This window comes from Mariniphaga sp. (assembly GCF_041687215.1).
In the GTDB taxonomy this organism is placed as follows: domain Bacteria; phylum Bacteroidota; class Bacteroidia; order Bacteroidales; family Prolixibacteraceae; genus Mariniphaga.
In genome coordinates this window covers 16,995-37,831 of the sequence record NZ_JAWLCI010000031.1, presented here as the reverse complement: position 1 = coordinate 37,831, position 20,837 = coordinate 16,995, and the positions used below count along the sequence as shown (strand labels likewise).

Sequence of the window (20,837 nt, the reverse complement as noted above, 5' to 3'; positions counted from 1 at the left end):
TTTGCTTTTTTGCATATGATTTTAAGAGTTCACAAAGAAAGTAAATATTATTGACATTAAATAAACCGGGAGGACGAGTTATGAAATCAAGATTAACAATTTTAACACTGGCTGCACTCTTCATAGGTGCATGTACCTCGGGTACTTACGTCACCAGTTCTTACACTGATGACATTTATTTTAGCCCGGGAGATGTTCCTCCGCCAATTTCTGCAGAAGAAATTTTGGTTGAAGAAGAACCGGCAGAAAAATCAGCCCACCGCATGATAATCAGCGACATTGAAAGAAATGAAGAAGGTTCACAAACCATGAACAATTACATTTTCGATGGAACCGAAGAGGATGCCGATGCACTGGTTTACAGCATGGATCAGTATGATTTGTACGAAAGTGACACCACCGTTTACTACAATGAAGACGATGTAAAATACGTAATCAACAATTATTACGACGGTGATGAAATTGACTATGCTTATCGTATTCGCAGATTCCACCGTCCGCATTTTTACGATCCGTTCTATTGGGACAGTTGGTATTACGACACGTTTTACTACGATCCGTTCTACTATTCCTCATATTATTCTCCATACTACAATTGGGGTTGGGGATATAGCTGGTATTCACCATGGAATAGCTGGGGATGGGGATACTCTCCTTATTACAGCTATTGGCACCGTCCATATTATTCCTACTATGGAATGGGTTATCCCTACAGTTCCTGGTACGGATACGGAGGAGGATGGTATGCAGATTCCGATAATTACCGGTATGGTCAGAGAAGATCAACCGGAACCAATGTCCTGCGGGGTAACGACAACGGAAGAAGGACTACAGCTTCAGGTGTTCGTGCATCCAACGGTTCAACCAAAAGTGCCCGCGAAGGTGCAACCTTAAGAACTTCAGATAACGGTCGCAGATCAACTGCAAGTTCAGGTGTAAGAGAAAGTGCAACAACACGTTCAGTGACAAATAACAATGTAGTTACTGAAAGAAGAAGGACTTCAAATGACCCGAACAGTCAGGGAGTAAATAGCAGTACCAGAACACAGACCAGAACTTACACCAGACCTGGGACTACCTCAACCACAAGAACATATACCAGACCCGCAACGAAAAGCACTGCTACTCCGCGAGTGGTTACTCCAAACAGAAGTTCCGGCACAAATTATACTGCACCGCGGTCCACTTCCACATATAACCGTACTTACAGGTCAAGTTCAACATATAACAGGAGTTCAAGCAGCAGCAGTGCTACTAGAACCTATCGTGCTCCATCAACTTCTACCAAATCGGGTAGCACATACCAAAGAAGTACACCCACAAGAAGTAGCAGCAGCGGCAGTTACCGCAGCAGTGGCTCTTCATCTTCAAGGAGTTATACACCGAGCAGTTCGGGCAGCTCAGGAACCAGCAGGTCATCTTCATCATCCTCTTCAGGCAGAAGAAGATAACCGGATGTTAGCCACAATTTAAATAATAACGAAAAAGCAATTTAGCCATGAAAAAATTAGTAACACTATTTGTCTTAGCTTTTGTGGTGCCATTTTTTATGCAGGCACAGGATTTAGCAGATGCGTTAAGGTACTCCAATTTTCAGGTTCAGGGAACTGCCCGCTCAGGAGCTATGGGAAATGCATTTGGGGCTCTTGGCGGCGACTTTACTTCGGTAAGCATAAACCCGGCAGGATTAGGTTTGTACAGAGCTTCGGAGCTTGTTTTTACACCCACCTTTGGACAAACCCAGGTAGAAGCTACATATCGAAACAACTTAATGTCGGATAGCAAATACAATTTCTCATTTAATAACTTAAGTTATGTGGCAACACTTTCAACACAAAACCAAAGCGAAACAGGATTGGTGAATTTTAATATTGGAATCGGTTTCAACCGTTTGAGAGATTTTAACAGCACCTCCATTGTTGGAGCAAATAATTTGGATCGTTCATTTCTTGATTACCTGGCTGACAATGCAACCGTTGGAACTTGGAGTGATTACTATGAACAACTGGCCTGGGACACGTACCTGTTATGGAAAGAGGATAACAGCGACGTTTACTTCCATGATTTGGAGGAAGACGGATATGGTCAAAACCAGCGCAAAAGCATTTCAAGGCAAGGGTACATAAATGAATATTCTTTTGCAGCCGGATTAAATTTCAATCATAAATTGTATTTGGGAGCCTCCATAGGAATAGTTGATGTTTATTACAAAGAATCATCAGAATTATTGGAATGGGATGAACCCAATAACAGCGATTTTTTTAACGAAATGCAGTTTGACAGCTACCTAAGAACCAATGGTACAGGTTACAACGGAAAAATCGGAATCATTTTTAAACCGGTAAATGAACTCCGGCTTGGAGCTTCTTTGCACACCCCAACGTTTTACAATCTGCACGATTTCTTTAAAACATCGATGCGCTCTGAGGCAGCCGACGAGGATGGCGTAATGGGCAATTTTGAAGCCGATTCGCCATATTCTGACTACGATTATGATTTGGAAACACCGTTGCGTGCCACCCTGAGTGCAGCTTATGTAATTGCAAAAAAAGGTTTGATTAGCGTGGATTATGAATACGCTGACTATGGTTCGGCAAGTTTGCGGCGTGGCGGAGACGGATACAATTTTGTGGATGAAAACAGCGATATTGCTGAAGCCTATAAAGGAGTAGGAAGTTTACGCATTGGCGGAGAACTTTTGGCTACCAGCAACATCAGTCTGCGTGCAGGTTTTGAAATTTATGGTTCTCCATATAACGCGGAAGCATTTGAAACAAATCAGCCTAATTCCAATGCCAAAATGAATGTTTACTCGGCTGGCCTTGGATACAGAACCGGAGGATTTTTCTTCGATATAGCATACAGGTATTCAAAAGAAAACAACTTTGATTTGCTTTACCCCGAACCACCAACTGATTTCTACCAGATGCCGGAAATGGCAGAATTTAATACGGTCAGAAATAACGTGATGTTTACTCTTGGATTCAAATTTTAGAAGAAATTATATTCAATTTTCAAAAAGGCGCAAATTTCAGATTTGCGCCTTTTTTATTAGAGAACAGACAATCAACATTTTAATCAAATTGATTTAAAATTATTATTCACCCTGCTGAAAACTTAAATTTTTATTTTTGTAATTTTAATTTAAATAAACTAAAAACCATCTTATGTGGATCACGATTGCCTTAATCCTGTTTTACCTCTTGATGCCTGTTCTGCTCATCTACCTGTGTAAAATATCCAATACACTCAACCGGATTGGCGCCGTGGTTTTGGCGTATGCAGTTGGCCTTGTTCTGGGAAACATCGGACTACTGCCAACAGCCAGCGATGCGCTCGTTCAGGTTTTGGGCGGAACACGTACTTTTTTGCCGGAAATTGAACTTCAGGAATTTATGAAAAATCCCGAATTTTCCGGGAGTGATCAAACCTATAACCAGATAGCTCAACTTCAGGAATCGATAATGAACTACAGCATTCTGATTGCCTTACCTCTGATGTTGTTTTCGCTGCACTTAAAAAAATGGTTGAGAAATGCCAAAAGTACCCTTCTTTCACTTGTACTGGCCATGGTTTCACTGCTGGTCGCAATTTTTATCGGATATTACTTGTTTGCCCACAACATTACCGAATCGGCAAAGGTTACCGGAATGCTCATTGGCGTTTACACGGGCGGAACACCAAACCTTGCTGCCATTGGAAGGGCGTTGAATGTAAGTCCTGATATTTTTATACTAACCCACACTTACGACCTGATCATTGGTTCAGTAGCACTCCTTTTTCTAATGACTATTGCCCAGCGAGTGTTCAATATATTTCTTCCCCGCTCAGGCGTAATCCGGAAAGCAGAAAATGTGATGCAGGTTGAAATAGAAGAAGAAGATTCCCATCTGGAAAACTACGACGGTTTGTTTCAGCGGAAAAACCTGCCCGACATGGGAAAATCGCTGTTCTATGCCCTTATTGTTTTTGCTGTTGGAGGCAGCACCATATTTTTTGTACCCAAAGAAGATCAGGTGCTGGTAATAATATTGATTATCACTACACTTGGCCTTTTGGCATCCTTGTTAAAACCAGTGAATAAGTTGAAAATCAGCTTCCCACTAGGCATGTATTTTATTATTGTGTTCTGCCTGGCGCTGTCGTCAATGGCAAACCTCCGGGAAATGTTTCAGATTGAATTTCTCGAATTGTTTTTATACGTTTTATGGGTTGTTTTTGGGTCGATGTTCATTCATGTTGGTCTGGCCCGCATTTTTAAGGTGGATACCGACACTACCATTATTGCCATTACCGCGCTTACCTACTCTCCGCCATTTGTACCGGCGGTGGCACTGGCCCTCAAAAACAAGGATGTTATTATTGGCGGTCTTACCATTGGAATTTTAGGCTTCGCTTTTGGTTCGTACCTGGGCATTTTTATCGGGAAAATTCTGTAATTTATTTTTTCAATTTACTCCTCAACCAAATTTGCAGGTTTTGCTACCTTGTAATTTTTCAAAAAACAATTCCTTCAGTTTCAGGCAAATCAATTATTTTCGCGTTAAAACAAGGTGCAGGCCATCTTTAAAAGCTTCCTCATCGTGTGCGTATTTCTGAACAAATTGTTTTAATTCGTCAGGAGAAGCTGTTAGCAGAATAAAATCGCCGTTATTTTCATGGCATATTTCTGCCTTGTTTTTTTCAAGCAATTCTTCCAGCCATGACTGATCAAACCAATGGATTTCCAGTTTATTCGGCTCCACGGTGAGTTTTGCAAAAGTATGTACCGGAATAATGTGGAAATCTTTCAGTAAAAATTCTTCGACAGAAAATTTCTCCAGATAAAAATCAAGAAAATATATTTCTCCCAGTTTTATAACATGAACAGAAAATTCAGATGAATCCGGCAATTCATCCGTTTTAAATTTTTGAGTTAAAATATACGATGTACTGTCAATATTTTCAGGAACCTTTTTGCCTTTGTAGTCATATTCAAAGTTCCATTCGGTATCTTCTTCATCTGTCCATTTCCCGAGCAAAAGGGAATTGGGAAAAAGATCTTTTTCGGTATAAAGCGGGTAAAAGGAATAAACAACGCATCCTGAAATAAAAATAAACAAGGCAACTGGCAAAAGAACTTTTATCGTTTTCATCTTTTCAGTTTTTAAGTTCATATTCAAATTGATGAATTAAGAACCAATCCAAGATATTTTTCGATAAGTATTTACTATTTTTTTTCTGATATTGAGAATGATAAACAGGTTTCCTGTCCTTTCCCCTACAAATTCTCCATAAAGTACCTGCTTACTTTTTCCATCAGATGCAACCGGTCTTTTCCCCGCACATTGTGCGGATGTGTGGGATAGACAAAAAAATCGACCTGTTTGCCCTGCAACACACATTCGCGCAGAAACTGCATGCTGTGCTGCATCACCACCACATCGTCCTGCACCCCATGAATCAGCATCAGTTTTCCTTCCAGGTTCGATACGTGGTTTAGCATATTCGTTTCCCGATATCCTTCGGGGTTTTCCTGCGGGCGGTCCATGTAGCGTTCGCCATACATTACTTCATACATACTCCAGTCAACCACCGGACCGCCGGCCACACCCACTTTAAACAATTCAGGATGCCGCAACACCAGATTCAGCGTCATAAATCCGCCGTAACTCCAGCCATGCACGCCAATGCGCTCAACATCAACATACGGCAACGACTTCAGGTATTCAACCCCCATCATCTGGTCTTCGGTTTCCAAAACCCCCAGTTGCCGGTGAACAGCCGTTTCAAAGTCGCGTCCGCGGTTGTTGGTTCCCCGGTTGTCCATGGTAAAGGCAATATAGCCTTGCGAAGCCATGTAATACTGCCACCATCGGGCGGAATTGTGCCAGCTTTTGTCAACCAGTTGCGAATGCGGGCCGCCATAAACGTAAACAATTACAGGGTACTTTTTTGAAGGGTCGAAATCAACCGGCAATATCAGCCTTCCTGCCAATTCGGTTTTTTCGTCGGCTGACTGAATGGGAACCAGTTTGTTTTCGCCTAAAACATAATCTGCCAGCGGGTTTTCGGCTGAATGCAGGTTTCGGCGGACTTTACCGTTAGCAGAAATCAAATCCGTTTTTGAGGGAATTTCAGGGGCTTTAAATTCATCAATCAACCAACCTCCGCCGGGACTCAATTTACCGCTGTGAACGCCATCAGTTTCCGTCAATTTATCCATTTTCACCGATTTCACTTCCACCCGGTAAATATGCTTTTCCAGCGGGCTTTCTTTGGTCGCCTCCACAAAAAGGAATTTTTCTTTTTCATCGAATCCCAAAATATTGGTTACTTCCCAATCTCCTTTTGTAATCTGCCGGATTAACTCACCGTTTGTATTGTAATTATATACATGAAACCAGCCATCCTTTCGGCTCAGCAAATAAAATTCGTTTTCATTCATTTTTGAAAACTGAATGGGATAAAGCGGCTCCACATATTTTTCGTGGGTTTCTTCGAACAATGTTTTTACCTTTTCCCCTGTGGCCACTTCGTAACAGTTTAACTTCATGTGATCCTGCCCGCGGTTCAGTTCGGCCAGGTAAATGTGTTTTTCGTTTGGCGACCAGGCAAGATTGGTCAGGTAATGCTCCGGGTCGCCTCCCGTTTTCAGAAATTGTGTTTTTCCTGAAGAAATATTGTAAACGCCAACGGTAACATGCTCGCTGTCCAAACCAGCCATAGGATACTTAACGGGATTGTGTTCAGCCACACGAGCCATATAATCCACCAACGGATAATCGGAAACCCTCGTTTCATCCTTCCGGTAAAAAGCAATGAAATTTCCGTTAGGCGAATTGAAAATACCGTTGGAGATGCCGAATTCACTGCGATGAACCGTTTTGCCGTTTACTATGTCGTTGCCTCCATCAGAAGTAACCTGAACGGTTTTTCCTGTTGAAAAAGTGGCAAACAAATCGTCATTTACGGTGTATGCCACAAATTTTCCCGCATGGTTAAATACAGCATTTTCAGCTTCAGCAGGTAATGCGATTTCATAAACGGGCTTTTTTTCAATCGGGTTCAAAACAAAATAGCGGCTGCTGGTTTGAACAAGCAACAATTTCCCTTCAATCCAGGAGTAAGATGGGAAACGTTTGAAAACAGACTTTTCATCCAGATTCAGCAAAGTGTTCAACCCATCGTGTGAAATCAAATGGTTCTGCTCCCCGTTTTTTGCTTTTTCAGCCCACAGGGTGTCGTTTTCCACATAGGTAAAAACCTCATCGTTTTGCCACGAAAGGCCTTGTATGGTTTCGGGGCGCAAATAAGAAGAAGCGCCCAGAATAGCGTCCTCAAGGGTCATTTGCTTTTGTTGTGCAACCAGTTGAATTGATGCAAGCAGAAGTATGAAAAGAAAAACTTTTCGCATATCGTTAATTATTTTTCAGTTTTGAAGGGCGAAAATAGCGAAAGCAATCGGTGTGAAAAAGAAAATAAAACAGGTTGACCTAAAAAAAAGGGTTGATTTCTGTTCCTGATTGGAAAAACCTAAATTTGCAGTTAACAGCTTTAAAATTTTTGCAATTTAACAATTTTCACATGTCCAAAAACATTATCGTAACCGGTGGCGCTCAGGGAATCGGAAAAATAGTAACTCAACACCTGCTGAAAGAAGGGTTCAATGTTTCTGTTTTTGAAATCGATGCCGAAGCCATTTCAGAATTCAGGGAAGAAGAAACCTCAGAAAAACTTGCAATTTTTCTGTGTGATATTTCACTCGAAAACGAAGTAACAGAAGCCATAAAACGTTCGGTTGCAACCTTTGGCCGCATCGATGGGCTGGTGAACAATGCTGCCATTGCCAACAACAAATCAATAACCGAACTTTCGGTGGAAGAATGGAACCGGGTGATTGCCGTAAACCTAACTGGTCCGTTCCTGTGTGCCAAACATGCAGCGCCCCATTTGAAGGCCACCAGCGGCAGCATCATAAATCTTTGCTCAACCCGTGCGTTTCAGTCTGAACCAAACACCGAAGCTTATTCAACCAGTAAAGGCGGCGTTTTTGCTCTCACACATGCATTGGCCATGAGCCTTGGACCGGAAATAAGGGTAAATTGCATCAGCCCGGGCTGGATTGACGTTTCTGGCATCCGAAAAAAATCGGAAGCCAATCCATACCACATAACCGAAGCCGACAAAAACCAGCACCCCGTTGGACGGGTTGGAAACGGTGCCGACATTGCACGGATGGTTCTGTTCCTGCTTAACCCCGAAAACAGTTTCATCACCGGACAGAACTTTGTAGTTGATGGCGGGATGACGAAGAAGATGATTTATATTTGAAAAAATTTAAACTAAAATTGAATATTATGAAATTTCATTTTTTGATTCTGCTTTTAGGTATATTACATCTAATAAGTGAACAATGTTTTTCCCAGTCAGTAAAAATAAAAATCTATCCTGAAATTGAACAGCAAAAGATTGTCTCCATTGGCGGGAACTACTGTCAGGCCAATTATACCGACAATGCCTGGGATGCTGTAGGGGAATTAACTCTGAGAGAGTTCCGGCCCAGTCATGTAAGGCTGGCTCTGCCTTTGCAGTTTCGCGAACAGAATTATTCCACCTACAAAGCCGAAAAAATAAATGAACAGCCGGTTATTGTAACCCTGCATGAAACCATGCAACGTATGAAAGAGGAATTCGGCGTTTCCAATTTCACCATTTCCGTTTGGCGCGTTGCCGATGAACTGGTTGAAAATCCGGACCGCGACAACAAGCGCAGAATAAAAAGCGACAAATATGAAGAAGTCATTGATATGATTGTGGCTTTCCTGGTAAAAGCCAAGGAAGAATATGGCGTTGAGGCGGATTATTTTTCTTTTAACGAATCGGATGGCGGGTATATGACCATTTTTTCGCCTGAAGAATCCATCCGCTTTTTTAAAATGGCTGGAGAACGGTTTAGAAAAGCCGGTTTAAAAACCAAATTTTTATGGGCTGATACCGCTCAAACAAAAGGAACAGTAGAATTTGCCACCATGATTGCTGCCGATTCCACAATTTGGAAATACCTGGGCCCGCTTTGTTTTCATAGTTGGTGGTCGGAAGAAATACCCAACAGCGAATTTGAGCGCATTGCAGGACTGGCAGAGGCCTGGGATAAGGAAGTTTGGTGTAACGAACTGGGATTCGATGCCATGGCCTGGAGGCAACGGGGCATGAACGCTACCTATGATTACGCCCTTCGTTTTGCAAAAATTTCGCACCGTATGATGAAATACGCCAAAGTGGCCGTTTCGCAATACTGGACCTGGCAAAACAATTACTCCATCATGTCGGCCGACACCGAAACAAAATATCCATCCTATTTCATTACCAAACACAAGGTGGAATATCTGAACTCAGGTACTCAAATTGTTTATTCTACCAGTTCAGATCCTGATGTTTTTGCCATTGCAGGAATTCACCCTAACGGAAAAAAGGTGATTCAGCTAATCAATACAAAAAATAAACCGGTTGAGATAGAAACTGAAGGTTTCGGAAACCTGAAAAAAATTGTTTCTACAACTGAAAACAATCTTTGGGAAGAAAAAACGGCACAAAAACAGATAATCACTGTTGATGCAGAATCCGTTAATACGCTGATTTTTTAATAATTTTTTCCAACTGGCTGGTACCGTCTGAAAAAATCAATTTTAAAATATACAGCCCTTCCGGATATTCTGTAAAATTCAGAATTTTCCCGGAAAAGATCCGCCCGGAAGAATGATTTATTTTTGAGCCAGTAAAACCAAATATTTCTATCGTAACGATTTTCTCTGATGATTCAATTTCAAGAAAATCGCTTACCGGATTTGGAAAAACAGTCAGGTTTCCTTTTTCGTGTTGCAATGAATGATAGCCTGTTGGCGGTGATGTTAGAACAGTTATTGTTTCAGATTTTGCTGAAAACCCGCTTTTATCTACCACTTTGGCGGAGAGCTTCACTGCTCCGTCAGCCGGTTTTTTCCAGGTAAACGAATAGGGTGGTTCGTTAGTCTGGCCTATTTTGTGCCAGTCGCTATAAAATTCAACCCATGCAATATCTTCAGGACCATTGGGATCATCTACTTCCACGGAAATACTAAGTGCTCCCTGATTTTCACTTTCATTTTCGGGCGAAGTAATCAGCACCGAAGGCTTTTTGTTTGGCTGGTAACTACCATCCGGCACATCGCATAAATAACCGTAAACTACCGCAGAAAGAACCGTGTTTTGATGAACGGTAAACTCGGCATTTACAGGAGTGGTGTAATTGTTATACCACCGTTCGTGCCCCGGCCAGTTTTGAATTCCTTCTGGATAAAGCGTTTTATATGACCATCTCAAATCCCACGGCCCGATAGCTGAACCACCTGGCTGATCGCGCCATGGTCCGTAAGGTGTAATTCCCGGAATAATTTCGCCAGTATCGCTGTACCATGAGTCGAGGTGCATCACCCGTTCCGGAAACCGCACACCAACATGTGTTATCCATGTCATATTCATAGGATTGCAGCCCAGAAAGTAATCGGCAGTAGTAAAAATACCAGCCAGGTAATCTTCTGTTTTCGAAGGCGCTGCTTCTTTTGAAACATAATGTCCCATCATCATTTCAAATACCCGCGGGGTTGTTCCCTGCCCGATAACCATGGGCAGCCAAATGTTTCCGCCATACCTGCAGGCACGCTGTTCGATGCTGGTAAATTTTTGGTCGGCAGTGGCCAGGATAATTCCATTTAACTTATTTTTTAAGTTGGTATTTGTCCAGTTTTGTTCGTTTCCGGTGACCATGGAATAGGCTCCCCATTTGGAATCTTCGTTTAACACTGAATTGGAGCTCAAAGAATTCAGTTTCTGTTCCACAATATTCAAGTAAATACTTTCGCCCGTTAAACGGTAAAGTGCAGCGGCGGCATAAAATTTAAAATCAGACAAATCGTAATTATGCCGTTCGTCGGGATTATCATCATTGGGTAATGTATTGTTTTGTGCCCAGTTAAAAGCTTCTTCGGCTTCGGTTTGCCAGTTGATTTCCTCCGGATCGGATACACCGAGTTTATTTAATACCAAAGCATATTGAGCCGCCAAACCGGCATAGAAATATGTTGTAAACGGGTCTTCGCCTGAGATAACCCATTTCCCGGTATCTTCAAACGAAGTGGTTCCTTCCGGTGCATGACCATACCAGTCAGGTGCCACCCTCGAACCCACTCCGCCAGTTCCATATCCTTTGTCAATAATTTCGTGACGGGTGCGGTGGAAAAAGCGAATCAGCCAGCGGGCTTCATCCAGAATATCAGGAATCTGATTTGTGCCCTCAGGAAGATTCAGTTCACCGTCGGAAAATTTCTCAGGGGCAATTTCCCAGGTCAGCATTAACATTACCGGAATTTTTAGATGCGTAAAATAGCCATCCCAGTCACCGGCATCCTGGTACCAGCCCCAGGTTTTAATCGGGCCTTTAATACCGGCCTCAATGGCAGGCAAATCGGAGGCAGAGTGATTTAAATCATTCCAGTCGATAAACCGGGAAGAGCTATAAAAAAGTTTTCCTGCAAAGCCGGGTGTTTCTAACGGATTATGTGGCGTTGGCCGGGCAAATTCGGTAAAAGGTTCTTCCAAGATGATGCCCGACCGGTTATGATACAAACCCCGGACAGAAATATAAAATGGATGGCGGTAAATGTCACGTTCTATTTTGAATGAAAAAGAACGGCCAATTCCTTCCACCGCCAGATAATACTCACCCGGTGTATTGAATGCCGAAAAATCACATTCATACACATCGGCTCCCAGAAAATTCTGATCAGGTGTATCGTTTGGCTGCATGGTTTCTACATTATTTTTGCTTTTTCGAAATTTCATTGTTCCTGAAAAAACCTTCTCATGAGAATATAAATCAATCAGGTAAAAAGCATTTCCTGCATAAGCTGAAAAATCCACTCCGCCTCCAGTTCCGGCCCAGTGATAAACGTATCCGAATTTTTCAGGAGCCCGGGGATCGTATCCCACCAGATTTACATGAATGGCTTCCGTTCTGTTTTTCTCAAGGTTGAAATTCAATTCCCAATCCGAGCCGTTTCCGGCAACATCTCCGGTTGAAATATTATAAGTTTTACCCATTTCCAATGGTTCTGGCAGATGTAAATAAAGCCAGTGTTCTTTAGAATGATCGGGAGCAGAATTAATACAGCCGGTGGTTTGAGACCACCCCTGACAAAGCCATGTAAACTCGGTTCCTTTGGATTTTCTTTCAACTTTTAAAGGATTTTTCACTTCGGAATAGTACCCTTCGGTTGACTTAATAAAATAATTTTCTGTTTTCACCGCTTCAGAAATAACCAGGGGTTGATGAACGACCCTATCTTTTTGCCTTGGTTCGTTTCTTTTATGGTATTCTACATAACCGTCTTTAAATTGAATGACCACAATTTTGCTGTTCAACGCAAACACTTCAACAACATCAGATGCTTTTGCAATTATAATTGCAAAAAAGAAAAACAGGATTAACAAATAAAACTGTCTGAAGCATTTCAAATTATTCATTGCTTTGGTTTCAAAAAAAAGACAGGCAGAAAACCACCTGTCAATATTAAAAGAACTAATTGGTTTAAGTTACCTTACTCTCTGTTATTCGTCAAAATAATTAATATACCAGTTCCTTTCATCCAACAATAAATTGTAAATCTGTTCCCGTTGACCCGCAGGGTATTTTGCAGCAACTCTTTCTGCAAGATAGGAGGGGTCATTTCTTCTCTGTGCTACCCGCATCAGGTCATAAAACCGTTCTCCTTCAAATGCCAACTCCCGTGCTTTTTCCTCTATAATTTTATCCTCAAGAAGTTCCTGTAGCCCTATAAAATTACCGGTTAAGTCAATGTAATCAACCACCTCATTAGTAAACGGATCGTGCACATAATTAATGTTTCCTACTCTGATACCATCTGTTGAACCGCCAAAACCCACACGGCCTCTTACACCAAGTTGCTCCCGGTTACCTGCAGCCGAGTAATTTGCTCCGTTATTTACAATATTTACAGCATTTGATGTAAATGTTAAAATAATTCCATTTCGGTCGAAAGCCCAGTATGTATAAACTTCAGCAAGTAGAAGGTGAATTCCCGCAGCCCTATATATGATGTAATTTGGATCCATATCATAAACCTCTTTATTCCAGGAATATTTCCAAACCACGGTATCGGCATCTTCTGTTATCAAACTGGCTGTTCGTAAATCGTTTTCAGATTTCAAGTATAACATTCCCCGAATCATCATTTCCGGAATGGACTCTCCATCACGTAAATAAGTATAGGATACACCATAACCCCGCCAAAAATCACCAGGCATACCCTTCGAAGTTATTCTGGTTCTCCAGGGCTGGCTGTTGTTAATTGACATGGAATAGTTATCCCAAATGGTTTCCCAGTTCAGTATGGCCTGACGGGTTGGTTTTAGCATATATCTGTGTGGATTCCTTGGTTCAAAAAACATTTGAAAATCGTTTTGCTGGAAATAGGTTTTATTAAACCATAGGGTATATATATGCTCCTTACTGTCGATTCCTGAAAAAATATTTCTCCAGCTAAAGTTTGAAAAACTTTGATCGAGTTGATACCTGAAATTATCGGAGGACAAATAAACAATTTTTTCAAAGTAGTGAGCAGCCTTTGATAAATCGCCATCGGTCAAATACATATGTCCCAAAAGCGCATTCATAGCGTGTGTACTCCAAATGGTTACCTCCCAAGAAATATCATTGTTGTTGATATAGTGATTTACACCTACAGCTTTTACTTTTCTTTCCAGTTCATTGGTAAAATAATCAATAACGAGGCTCTGATCGAAATATTTCTTTTCCAGTTCAACCGGCTTATTGTAAATAGTATCATTATAATATCCGTCTTTGGAATAAACAATGGCCACACTGTCAATATAGGTATCGGCTGAATTCAAATAATCTTCTATTTCTTCAATTGAAGTCAATGATTCGTGAATAAAGGGTACTTTTCCATAAATACGAACAGCATTAAAATAGGCCCATGCCCGCATACAAAGAGCTTCACCGTAAAGCCTGTCATAATTGGTTACCGGACTTTTTGGGTCCATTACCTCAGGGCGTTCATGCTGTAAAACTTTTATAAAGTTATTTGTTGCAGAAATAAGTCTGAAAAAATTAGTAGGAGAAGCATACTTATTTTCGCGTGAGGGGTTAAAATTATATATCTCAACCATATCAGCATCGGCAGTTTCGGTGATAGTCAGCAAATCACCACGCAACTCACCTAAAATGAGCAACTGCTCTACCAGTTGTTGCTGCAAACCATACATTCCCATGGCAACCGAACGATACTCGTACCAATCGTCAAACAATTTGTCTTCGGTTATATTTATTTCCTGTTCAGGTTCAAAAAAATCTTTACAAGAATTAAAAAACAGAATTGGCACCAGCAATAAACTTAAAATCGCTAAATATTTTTTTATTCTTTCCATTGCATACAATATATAAATGTTACAAGCCTAATTTAATACCCAATATAAATTGACAGGGCTGAGGCGTAAGCCCGTAATCCACCCCCTGGTTCAATTGTAGTTGCGAATAACCGAATTCCGGATCATAACCCAAATATTTTGATAAAGTAACCACATTACTTGCAGATATATAAAACTGAGCATTCTTAAAAGCAAGGAATTCGCCGGGAATTGTATAACTGACCGAAACATTTTTAAGTCTGAGAAATGAACCATCTTCTATCCAGCGTGAAGAAAATGAAGAGTTTCCAACCGGATCTTCCCAAAGTGCTCTTGGAATGTCTGTTTCATGGCCTTCGTATTGCCACCTGTTCAGGATACTTGTACTCTGATTTTCTATTCCACTCATATTTTCATTTTGGTAACGGACATAATTAAAAACTTCGTTTCCTGCAATTGCCTGTACAAATGCACTTAAGGTCCATTTCTTATATCGGAATGTGTTATTTATTCCACCAAAGAATTCTGGAAGTGATGAACCTAGTACAGTCTTATCATATTGGTTTATAATTCCATCTGGAGAGCCATTCGGTCCTGAAATATCGCTAAAGTGAGCATCTCCGGCTCGGTATGGTACCAATTTTTCATTAACAAGTCCGGCAGTCTCAGCTTCCTGAGTTGTTGAAAATACACCTTCATAAATATACCCGTAATAACTGTTTGCTGTTTGCCCAATCATATTAACAGTTTGGCCACCTTGTAAATCGGTAACAAGCCTATTTCCCTCTATTTCAAGCACTTCGTTTTTTACTGTTGACCATGTTCCCTGAAAATCCCATTTAAATTCAGATTTATCAATTATCCGGTAAAATAAACTTAAATCAACTCCTGTGTTTTGCATCTTCCCTCCGTTTTCGGGCCTGAAATCATACCCAAAATAAGCTTTCAATGGTGCATATATCAACATATTATCGGTGGTTGCCTGATATACATCTATGCTGGTGCGGAACCGGCTCCCCCATAATGCAATATCCAAACCACCATTTAACTGACTCACTGTTTCGTAAGTAAGTTCTTCATTGGGAATCAAAGCGGGATAAAGACCTACGGTTTCCCTGAATTTTATTGCATTATAGTAATTGCTGGCGTTGGATTCACCAATATCATCATTTCCCGAAAGTCCGTATGAAACTCTAAGTTTTAAATCTTCGAGCCAGCTGACTTCCTTTAAAAACGACTCACTAGACAACCTCCATGCAGCACCACCGGCATAAAATATTCCAAAAGGAACATCAGCAATTTTAATTGTACTGGCCGCATTTCTTCCAATTCTGGAAGAACCGTCAACCGAGAGCGATGCAGAAAGCATATATTTATCTCTGTATGTGTAAGTTAAATATTCATAAAAAGATAACCAATTCCAGTTCCGGTTTTCTCCACCAATTTCTCTCAGGTGGTTGGTTCCGTCCTGTAGCATTCGGTACTGATCATTTTCGTGAGCATTCTTAGTTAGTCCCCAGTCAAATTCAAATTTATTTATTAAAACATTAAAACCTGTGTTTGAGGAAATTACATGGTCTTGTCCAATTGATTTTTCGTAACGCAGGTAGGTATTATTGTAAAATGAATTTAGACTGTTATTGGAGGCTTTTGAAACATTTATGGCTGCTCTGTTGTAATAAAGCTCCATACCTCTGTTTGGCATAAACAACTGTTCTTTTAATACATTGTAGTTCAAACCAAAATTTGAATTTAAAACCATGTTACTTTTTAAGTCGGCTGAAAAACCCAGAGTAGAGGTAAAATTAAAATTTGTATTTCCAGCTTCGTAATTGTCGATAACAGCCTGTGGGTTGCTCACTCCAAGTTCATCTACCATGGCAAGGGTAATTAATTCCTGACCTTCTTCGTCGTATTGAAACGGATTAAGCATGGGCGATTTACCAAGAGCAGATAAAATGGGGTTGGTTTGTGATATTCTTGCAGACTCTTTTAAATCGGAAGAATTGTAACTTAATGATACACCGGCATTCATTTTAAGCCAGGTGAATATATTCAGCAAACTTACAAAGCGAAGGTTATATCCTTCGTATCCGGTAGTTTTAATAATTCCATCCCCGCTAAAGTATCCAAACGATAATCCGTATCTGGCTATTTCATCACCTCCTTTTACATTAATATTCAGGTTTTGAAAGGCAGAATTGGTGAATATAATATCTTGCCAGTCGGTATTATGCTGATAATCAATGAATCTATCACTACTGGAAGTCAGAAACAAACTGGGATATTCTTCCCTGATTATCTCCTCTCTCATACCTGAGGAATAGAGAATTTCACTTATTAAAGATTTGTGTTGTCCGGCATTCATTTGCGGAATATACCTTGAAGGAGAAAGGGAATAACCTGTCCGTAAATCAAGTTCAATTACCGTTTGTGTTGCACTTGGGTCAAGTGTTTCAATAAGTACAAGACCGTTTGATGCTTTGGAACCATAAGCTGAGGTAATTGTTGGGTCTTTAACAATTGTAGTCTTTGAAATATCGAGTGGATTAACACCCAGCAAAGGATTATAAGAATAACCATCGAGGTTTGTACCGAATAAATTCATGGAGGTAATCGGAATTCCATCCACAATGTACAATGGCTGGTTATTTGAGTTCAGCGAACTTATACCCCTTAACAGTGTAATTGCCCCGCTACCAATATCCCCTGAACGGTTTACCACATGCATACCAGACACCCGACCCTGCATAAACTGATCAACTGAAAGTGCAGGGGTTTGTATGATATCATCTGTAACCAACTCACTGTAGGCAAATGTCGTATTCCGCTTCAAAATGGGCTGGGATAATACCAAAATATCATCATCTCCTGAGGTTAAATCATTATCTGTAAGATAAATGACAAGTTCTGTACGGTTGTTCAAATACACTCGTTTTTCTTTGTAATTTCCTGAAGGATTTACGTTTAACCATAAACTACCCGATAGGGCTTTAACAGTAAACTCTCCTTGTTCATTGGTTACAGCAGGTAGCTCAAAGGAACGTTCCACACCAACCGCTACATTGGAAACAGGCTGACCTGCCGGATTTACAACACGGCCTCTTACTGTTAACGTATCCTGGGCCTGTAAAGAAATGCCCCAAATCATAACCCAGGCAGCTAAAAAAGTGCTCCGCGTCAAGGTTTTTAAGTTCATTCGGTTATCCATTCTATAAACTCTTGATATTTTGAATGTTTTTTTCATTCGGTAAATATTTTTACCCGCTATTTTAATTTGCAGCAGGAATAAACTCGATGTAATCTATTACAAGTCCGTTTGAAGGTGCATTTCCGGGTGCTTTATACTCAAATCGTATTTTGGCCCGGCCGTATTCATGAATGTTATCCACATACATATCGAACCGGTTGAAACGGCCAACCGGCAAATAAGTTTGTCCGGTCACACTAAACATTAATCCTCTGTAACGCACAAATTCATAATAATCGAATGTTTTCACCAGTTGGTCGTTCACATATATATCATAAATTCCACCAATATCCATGTGGGTTCTAACCACCATGACATACCTGCGCGGAAAAATCTTTTGGGAATTAAATTCAAGTGAATAATTTCCAGTATAACCTTTTGGAAATATTACCCGGACAATACTGTCGTTTGAGGCAGTTGAAATATACTCCCTGGCAGGTGCAAATGGTGAATCGGATCTTACTGTAGCCCTTTGTGTCCATGCGAACCTGTTAACGCCGGTTTCCCTTAGCAACCATTCAGCTTCAAATTTTACTCCTCCCATATAAAGAGAATCAGGAATAATATAATTATCGTAATTATATGCATACCCGTTACTGCACAGGGTTTTTTCTACCGGGGTGTAAAATATCTGGATACTATCTCCTTTGATATTCTGAAGTTTTAACGTGTCTTTTGGAGATTCCCATACAAACTCCTCGGGTTCAAGCCTGTTTAGAAAAACTCCCTGGTCTAACAAATGAGGGATTAACACCTCATTTTGCCAGTCAAGCGGAATATCGTTGTAATCGTTAATCCCTGGAACCGCCATATCCTGGGCCATCAGATTTAGTGATTCCCTGTAGTCATCTTGTTTGGGAAAAACAACAGTGGCAGAAGTGTTACGAAATTCATGTTTTACAGGAAAATACATTGCTTCAAACTTGTTGAATATGATTGAAACTGTATCATAAACTGTATTCCCGTCCTCATCGAAACCAATGGGTTTGCTTCGTTCTCTGTCGAGGATTATGGAGTCCTGGCTATCGATATAATCGGCCAGCAATTTGTTATTAATAACGAAATACTGATACAGGTTCGGTAATGGTTTTGCAACCTGGTCCATCACAAAATATTTCCCGTTCAAAAAAAGCGGACTTTCTTTTTTAAGTTCAATGTCATCAAATTTAGCATAGGTTCCTGATTTTTCAAAAAAGGCAAACTTTCTTGAAAGTGTCTGAATCTTTTTTTCTCCGGTAATGGTACCAGAATTTACCAGGAAACTTGATATATGATATTTGATGATTAAAGTATCCAAACTTCCCTCGCTCAAATATTGAGATATTGCATTATTGGAAGGAGCAAAAAGGGTGTACGGAATATCAGATAAAAACAGGGTATCCAGTTCAAGCTGTTTTAATATTTGTACAAATTCAGAAATTTCAGGATCGGCTTGCATGGCCTCCCAAATATTCTGGTCAACCGTTTCAGGATAAACGTCGTAATGGTCATCCCAATATTCTTTACATCCGGATAATCCCAGCAAGATAATTACAAATGATATGATAAAAACTCTCGGTTTCATATAGTTCTTTATTTAAAAAGGTTCAAAACGAATAAAATCCCAAAGGAAGCGTCCTGGTATGAGTGGTCTGACTTCCACAACGTGTGTTGCATAGCGTTTAAAATCAACAGTTCCCAATTCAATTGTTTGGAAAGGGCTATTAGAAGAACCACCTGTTGTTAAGTCAACGAGACTGCCAATTTTTTTCCCGTCAAGGAAAACTTCAACTAATGCATTTTGTGCATTAAACGCTTCAGCGCGAAGCAATACCCTGTATCTTCCCTGAATAATTCTTGGAGTTGTATAGGAAATGATAAAGTCACCGTTAATTTCCAGGTAATCGGCGCCCCAGGCTGAGGATTCCTGTTCGCCAAGCTCAATAAAAAAGAGATCGGCCCCTGACCATTGGATATTAATAAGAGCCTCAGAATCTTCAATGAGGTAATTGCCTGGTTCCAATCTATAATTGTTTAAAAGCGGTTCTTCATAAAACTCGAAGGTAAGATTTGAACGGGAGGGTGTTCTTTGTTTCATTATCCTGTCAATGAAATGAATAGCCCCGCTTTGGGTTATCACATTGCTTTCATCATAAAAAAATCCTATATAGTCTATTATTTGGCCAGAAGGTCCAATAATGGTATCTTCTTTGGCTTTGTTGATAGCGATATCAATACCCAGGCCGTTTATATTAAGCGGAATTTCGGAGAAGGTGATATAATTGGTACTTTCTCCTTCAAAATTATCGATAAAATATTGACCGGAAAGGATATGATAGGCCACATAATTGTATAACGGATTTGTTGCACTGGTATAATTATTATCGTTTGGGCTGATTAATGCTGCCAAATCATTCACATTCGAAACGCCATTCTGGTTATAAATTCTGTCTGGTTCAACCAGCAGGGTAACTGGCCTCAGGGTTTCATCTTCCTTCAAATTGAAATCGATTAAATGTTGCAATCCGGTTAAATCTACGGCATCTTTGAAAATGGAATAACCTGGGTTTTGTTCAAGCCATTGATAACTTGTAGTGGTTACTGGCTTTAATGCAGTTTCAATTAGATGAATATAACCGTTTGAAACCTCAATATTGGGATAAATCACAGATGCCTGATTGTTGATCCGGTAGTAAGAGGTATCCGTTTCAATAACAAAACTTACAGTTAAAAAGTCTTCTGATAAGGTAGGTTCTGAAAATGCACCAAAAGGAAATTGGTTGGTATGAACGCCCATATTCACCACATGGTATCTGCTGAAAGCTGCAGCATAGTCTGAATTATTTAAGATATCATTTAGTGAAGAAAAAAGCGGACTTTCTTCAATAAATTTATTTACGGCCTGATTATCGGGTAAAAACAATGTATAATTTGTTCCGTCCGGATTATAAGCACTTAAGGTTTTATCCAGATTCCCCTTTTCAAGAATAGATATAAAGCTGGAAAATTGTTCCTTGTTTTCCATGAGGTAATCGTAGATTGAAAATTTCTCCACGTCCTCGAAGTTGGCTTCAATGGGTGTTCTTTCGCATGAATAGAAAACAACCACCAACAATAAACTTAATATGTATGTTATCTTTTTCAT

Annotated in this window: 12 protein-coding genes; 5 read left to right on the top strand and 7 right to left on the bottom strand. The window is 40.3% G+C overall.

Going from position 1 to position 20,837, the window contains the following annotated elements; all coding sequences use genetic code 11:
* Nucleotides 1–80 precede the first annotated feature (80 nt).
* The 3 genes from ACESMA_RS12060 to ACESMA_RS12050 all read left to right on the top strand — a co-directional run bounded on the left by ACESMA_RS12060 (nucleotide 81) and on the right by ACESMA_RS12050 (nucleotide 4,439).
* Nucleotides 81–1,451 carry a hypothetical protein gene (locus ACESMA_RS12060; RefSeq protein ID WP_372949077.1) on the top strand — a complete coding sequence of 457 codons (1,371 nt, stop codon included), beginning with the start codon at nucleotides 81–83 and terminating at the stop codon, nucleotides 1,449–1,451.
* Between the two features lie 47 nt (nucleotides 1,452–1,498).
* Nucleotides 1,499–2,995, top strand: a complete 1,497-nt coding sequence (locus tag ACESMA_RS12055) for an OmpP1/FadL family transporter (RefSeq protein WP_372949076.1) — start codon at nucleotides 1,499–1,501, stop codon at nucleotides 2,993–2,995.
* Nucleotides 2,996–3,167: 172 nt separating this feature from the next.
* Nucleotides 3,168–4,439, top strand: a complete 1,272-nt coding sequence (locus tag ACESMA_RS12050) for a DUF819 family protein (RefSeq protein ID WP_372949075.1) — start codon at nucleotides 3,168–3,170, stop codon at nucleotides 4,437–4,439.
* Nucleotides 4,440–4,532: 93 nt separating this feature from the next.
* Here the strand turns inward: ACESMA_RS12050 and ACESMA_RS12045 are convergent, their stop codons facing one another.
* Nucleotides 4,533–5,135: a hypothetical protein gene (locus ACESMA_RS12045; protein ID WP_372949074.1), complete on the bottom strand. Its 603-nt coding sequence runs from the start codon at nucleotides 5,133–5,135 to the stop codon at nucleotides 4,533–4,535.
* Nucleotides 5,136–5,260: 125 nt separating this feature from the next.
* Nucleotides 5,261–7,396 (bottom strand): S9 family peptidase, encoded by a 2,136-nt coding sequence (locus tag ACESMA_RS12040; RefSeq protein WP_372949072.1) that lies wholly within the window; start codon nucleotides 7,394–7,396, stop codon nucleotides 5,261–5,263.
* Nucleotides 7,397–7,566: 170 nt separating this feature from the next.
* Here ACESMA_RS12040 and ACESMA_RS12035 point away from each other — a divergent pair, with 170 nt between their 5' ends.
* The gene (locus ACESMA_RS12035) at nucleotides 7,567–8,313 is read left to right on the top strand and encodes an SDR family oxidoreductase (RefSeq protein WP_372949071.1); all 747 of its coding nucleotides are present in this window, start codon (nucleotides 7,567–7,569) and stop codon (nucleotides 8,311–8,313) included.
* 26 nt (nucleotides 8,314–8,339) lie between these two features.
* Entirely contained in the window at nucleotides 8,340–9,626 is a 1,287-nt protein-coding gene (locus tag ACESMA_RS12030) for a hypothetical protein (protein WP_372949070.1), read from the top strand.
* On the opposite strand, the gene ACESMA_RS12025 is transcribed toward ACESMA_RS12030, so the two are convergent.
* The 5 genes from ACESMA_RS12025 to ACESMA_RS12005 all read right to left on the bottom strand — a co-directional run bounded on the left by ACESMA_RS12025 (nucleotide 9,607) and on the right by ACESMA_RS12005 (nucleotide 20,837).
* The gene (locus tag ACESMA_RS12025; protein ID WP_372949069.1) at nucleotides 9,607–12,540 is read right to left on the bottom strand and encodes a glycoside hydrolase family 9 protein; all 2,934 of its coding nucleotides are present in this window, start codon (nucleotides 12,538–12,540) and stop codon (nucleotides 9,607–9,609) included. The two genes, ACESMA_RS12030 and ACESMA_RS12025, sit on opposite strands and share 20 nt — an antisense overlap.
* 84 nt (nucleotides 12,541–12,624) lie before the next feature.
* Entirely contained in the window at nucleotides 12,625–14,484 is a 1,860-nt protein-coding gene (locus tag ACESMA_RS12020; protein ID WP_372949068.1) for a RagB/SusD family nutrient uptake outer membrane protein, read from the bottom strand.
* Nucleotides 14,485–14,503: 19 nt separating this feature from the next.
* Nucleotides 14,504–17,710, bottom strand: coding sequence for a SusC/RagA family TonB-linked outer membrane protein (locus ACESMA_RS12015; protein WP_372949067.1), 3,207 nt, complete (start codon nucleotides 17,708–17,710; stop codon nucleotides 14,504–14,506).
* 25 nt (nucleotides 17,711–17,735) lie between these two features.
* A complete protein-coding gene (locus ACESMA_RS12010; RefSeq protein WP_372949066.1) occupies nucleotides 17,736–19,277 on the bottom strand; it encodes a fasciclin domain-containing protein in 1,542 nt (513 codons plus the stop codon).
* A 12-nt stretch (nucleotides 19,278–19,289) separates the two neighbouring features.
* Nucleotides 19,290–20,837, bottom strand: coding sequence for a fasciclin domain-containing protein (locus ACESMA_RS12005; RefSeq protein WP_372949065.1), 1,548 nt, complete (start codon nucleotides 20,835–20,837; stop codon nucleotides 19,290–19,292).

Coding starts and splice junctions, on each gene's coding strand:
- ACESMA_RS12060 (WP_372949077.1), top strand. CDS start 81: ATGAAATCAAGATTAACAATTTTAACACTGGCTGCACTCTTCATAGGT.
- ACESMA_RS12055 (WP_372949076.1), top strand. CDS start 1,499: ATGAAAAAATTAGTAACACTATTTGTCTTAGCTTTTGTGGTGCCATTT.
- ACESMA_RS12050 (WP_372949075.1), top strand. CDS start 3,168: ATGTGGATCACGATTGCCTTAATCCTGTTTTACCTCTTGATGCCTGTT.
- ACESMA_RS12045 (WP_372949074.1), bottom strand. CDS start 5,135: ATGAAAACGATAAAAGTTCTTTTGCCAGTTGCCTTGTTTATTTTTATT.
- ACESMA_RS12040 (WP_372949072.1), bottom strand. CDS start 7,396: ATGCGAAAAGTTTTTCTTTTCATACTTCTGCTTGCATCAATTCAACTG.
- ACESMA_RS12035 (WP_372949071.1), top strand. CDS start 7,567: ATGTCCAAAAACATTATCGTAACCGGTGGCGCTCAGGGAATCGGAAAA.
- ACESMA_RS12030 (WP_372949070.1), top strand. CDS start 8,340: ATGAAATTTCATTTTTTGATTCTGCTTTTAGGTATATTACATCTAATA.
- ACESMA_RS12025 (WP_372949069.1), bottom strand. CDS start 12,540: ATGAATAATTTGAAATGCTTCAGACAGTTTTATTTGTTAATCCTGTTT.
- ACESMA_RS12020 (WP_372949068.1), bottom strand. CDS start 14,484: ATGGAAAGAATAAAAAAATATTTAGCGATTTTAAGTTTATTGCTGGTG.
- ACESMA_RS12015 (WP_372949067.1), bottom strand. CDS start 17,710: ATGAAAAAAACATTCAAAATATCAAGAGTTTATAGAATGGATAACCGA.
- ACESMA_RS12010 (WP_372949066.1), bottom strand. CDS start 19,277: ATGAAACCGAGAGTTTTTATCATATCATTTGTAATTATCTTGCTGGGA.
- ACESMA_RS12005 (WP_372949065.1), bottom strand. CDS start 20,837: ATGAAAAAGATAACATACATATTAAGTTTATTGTTGGTGGTTGTTTTC.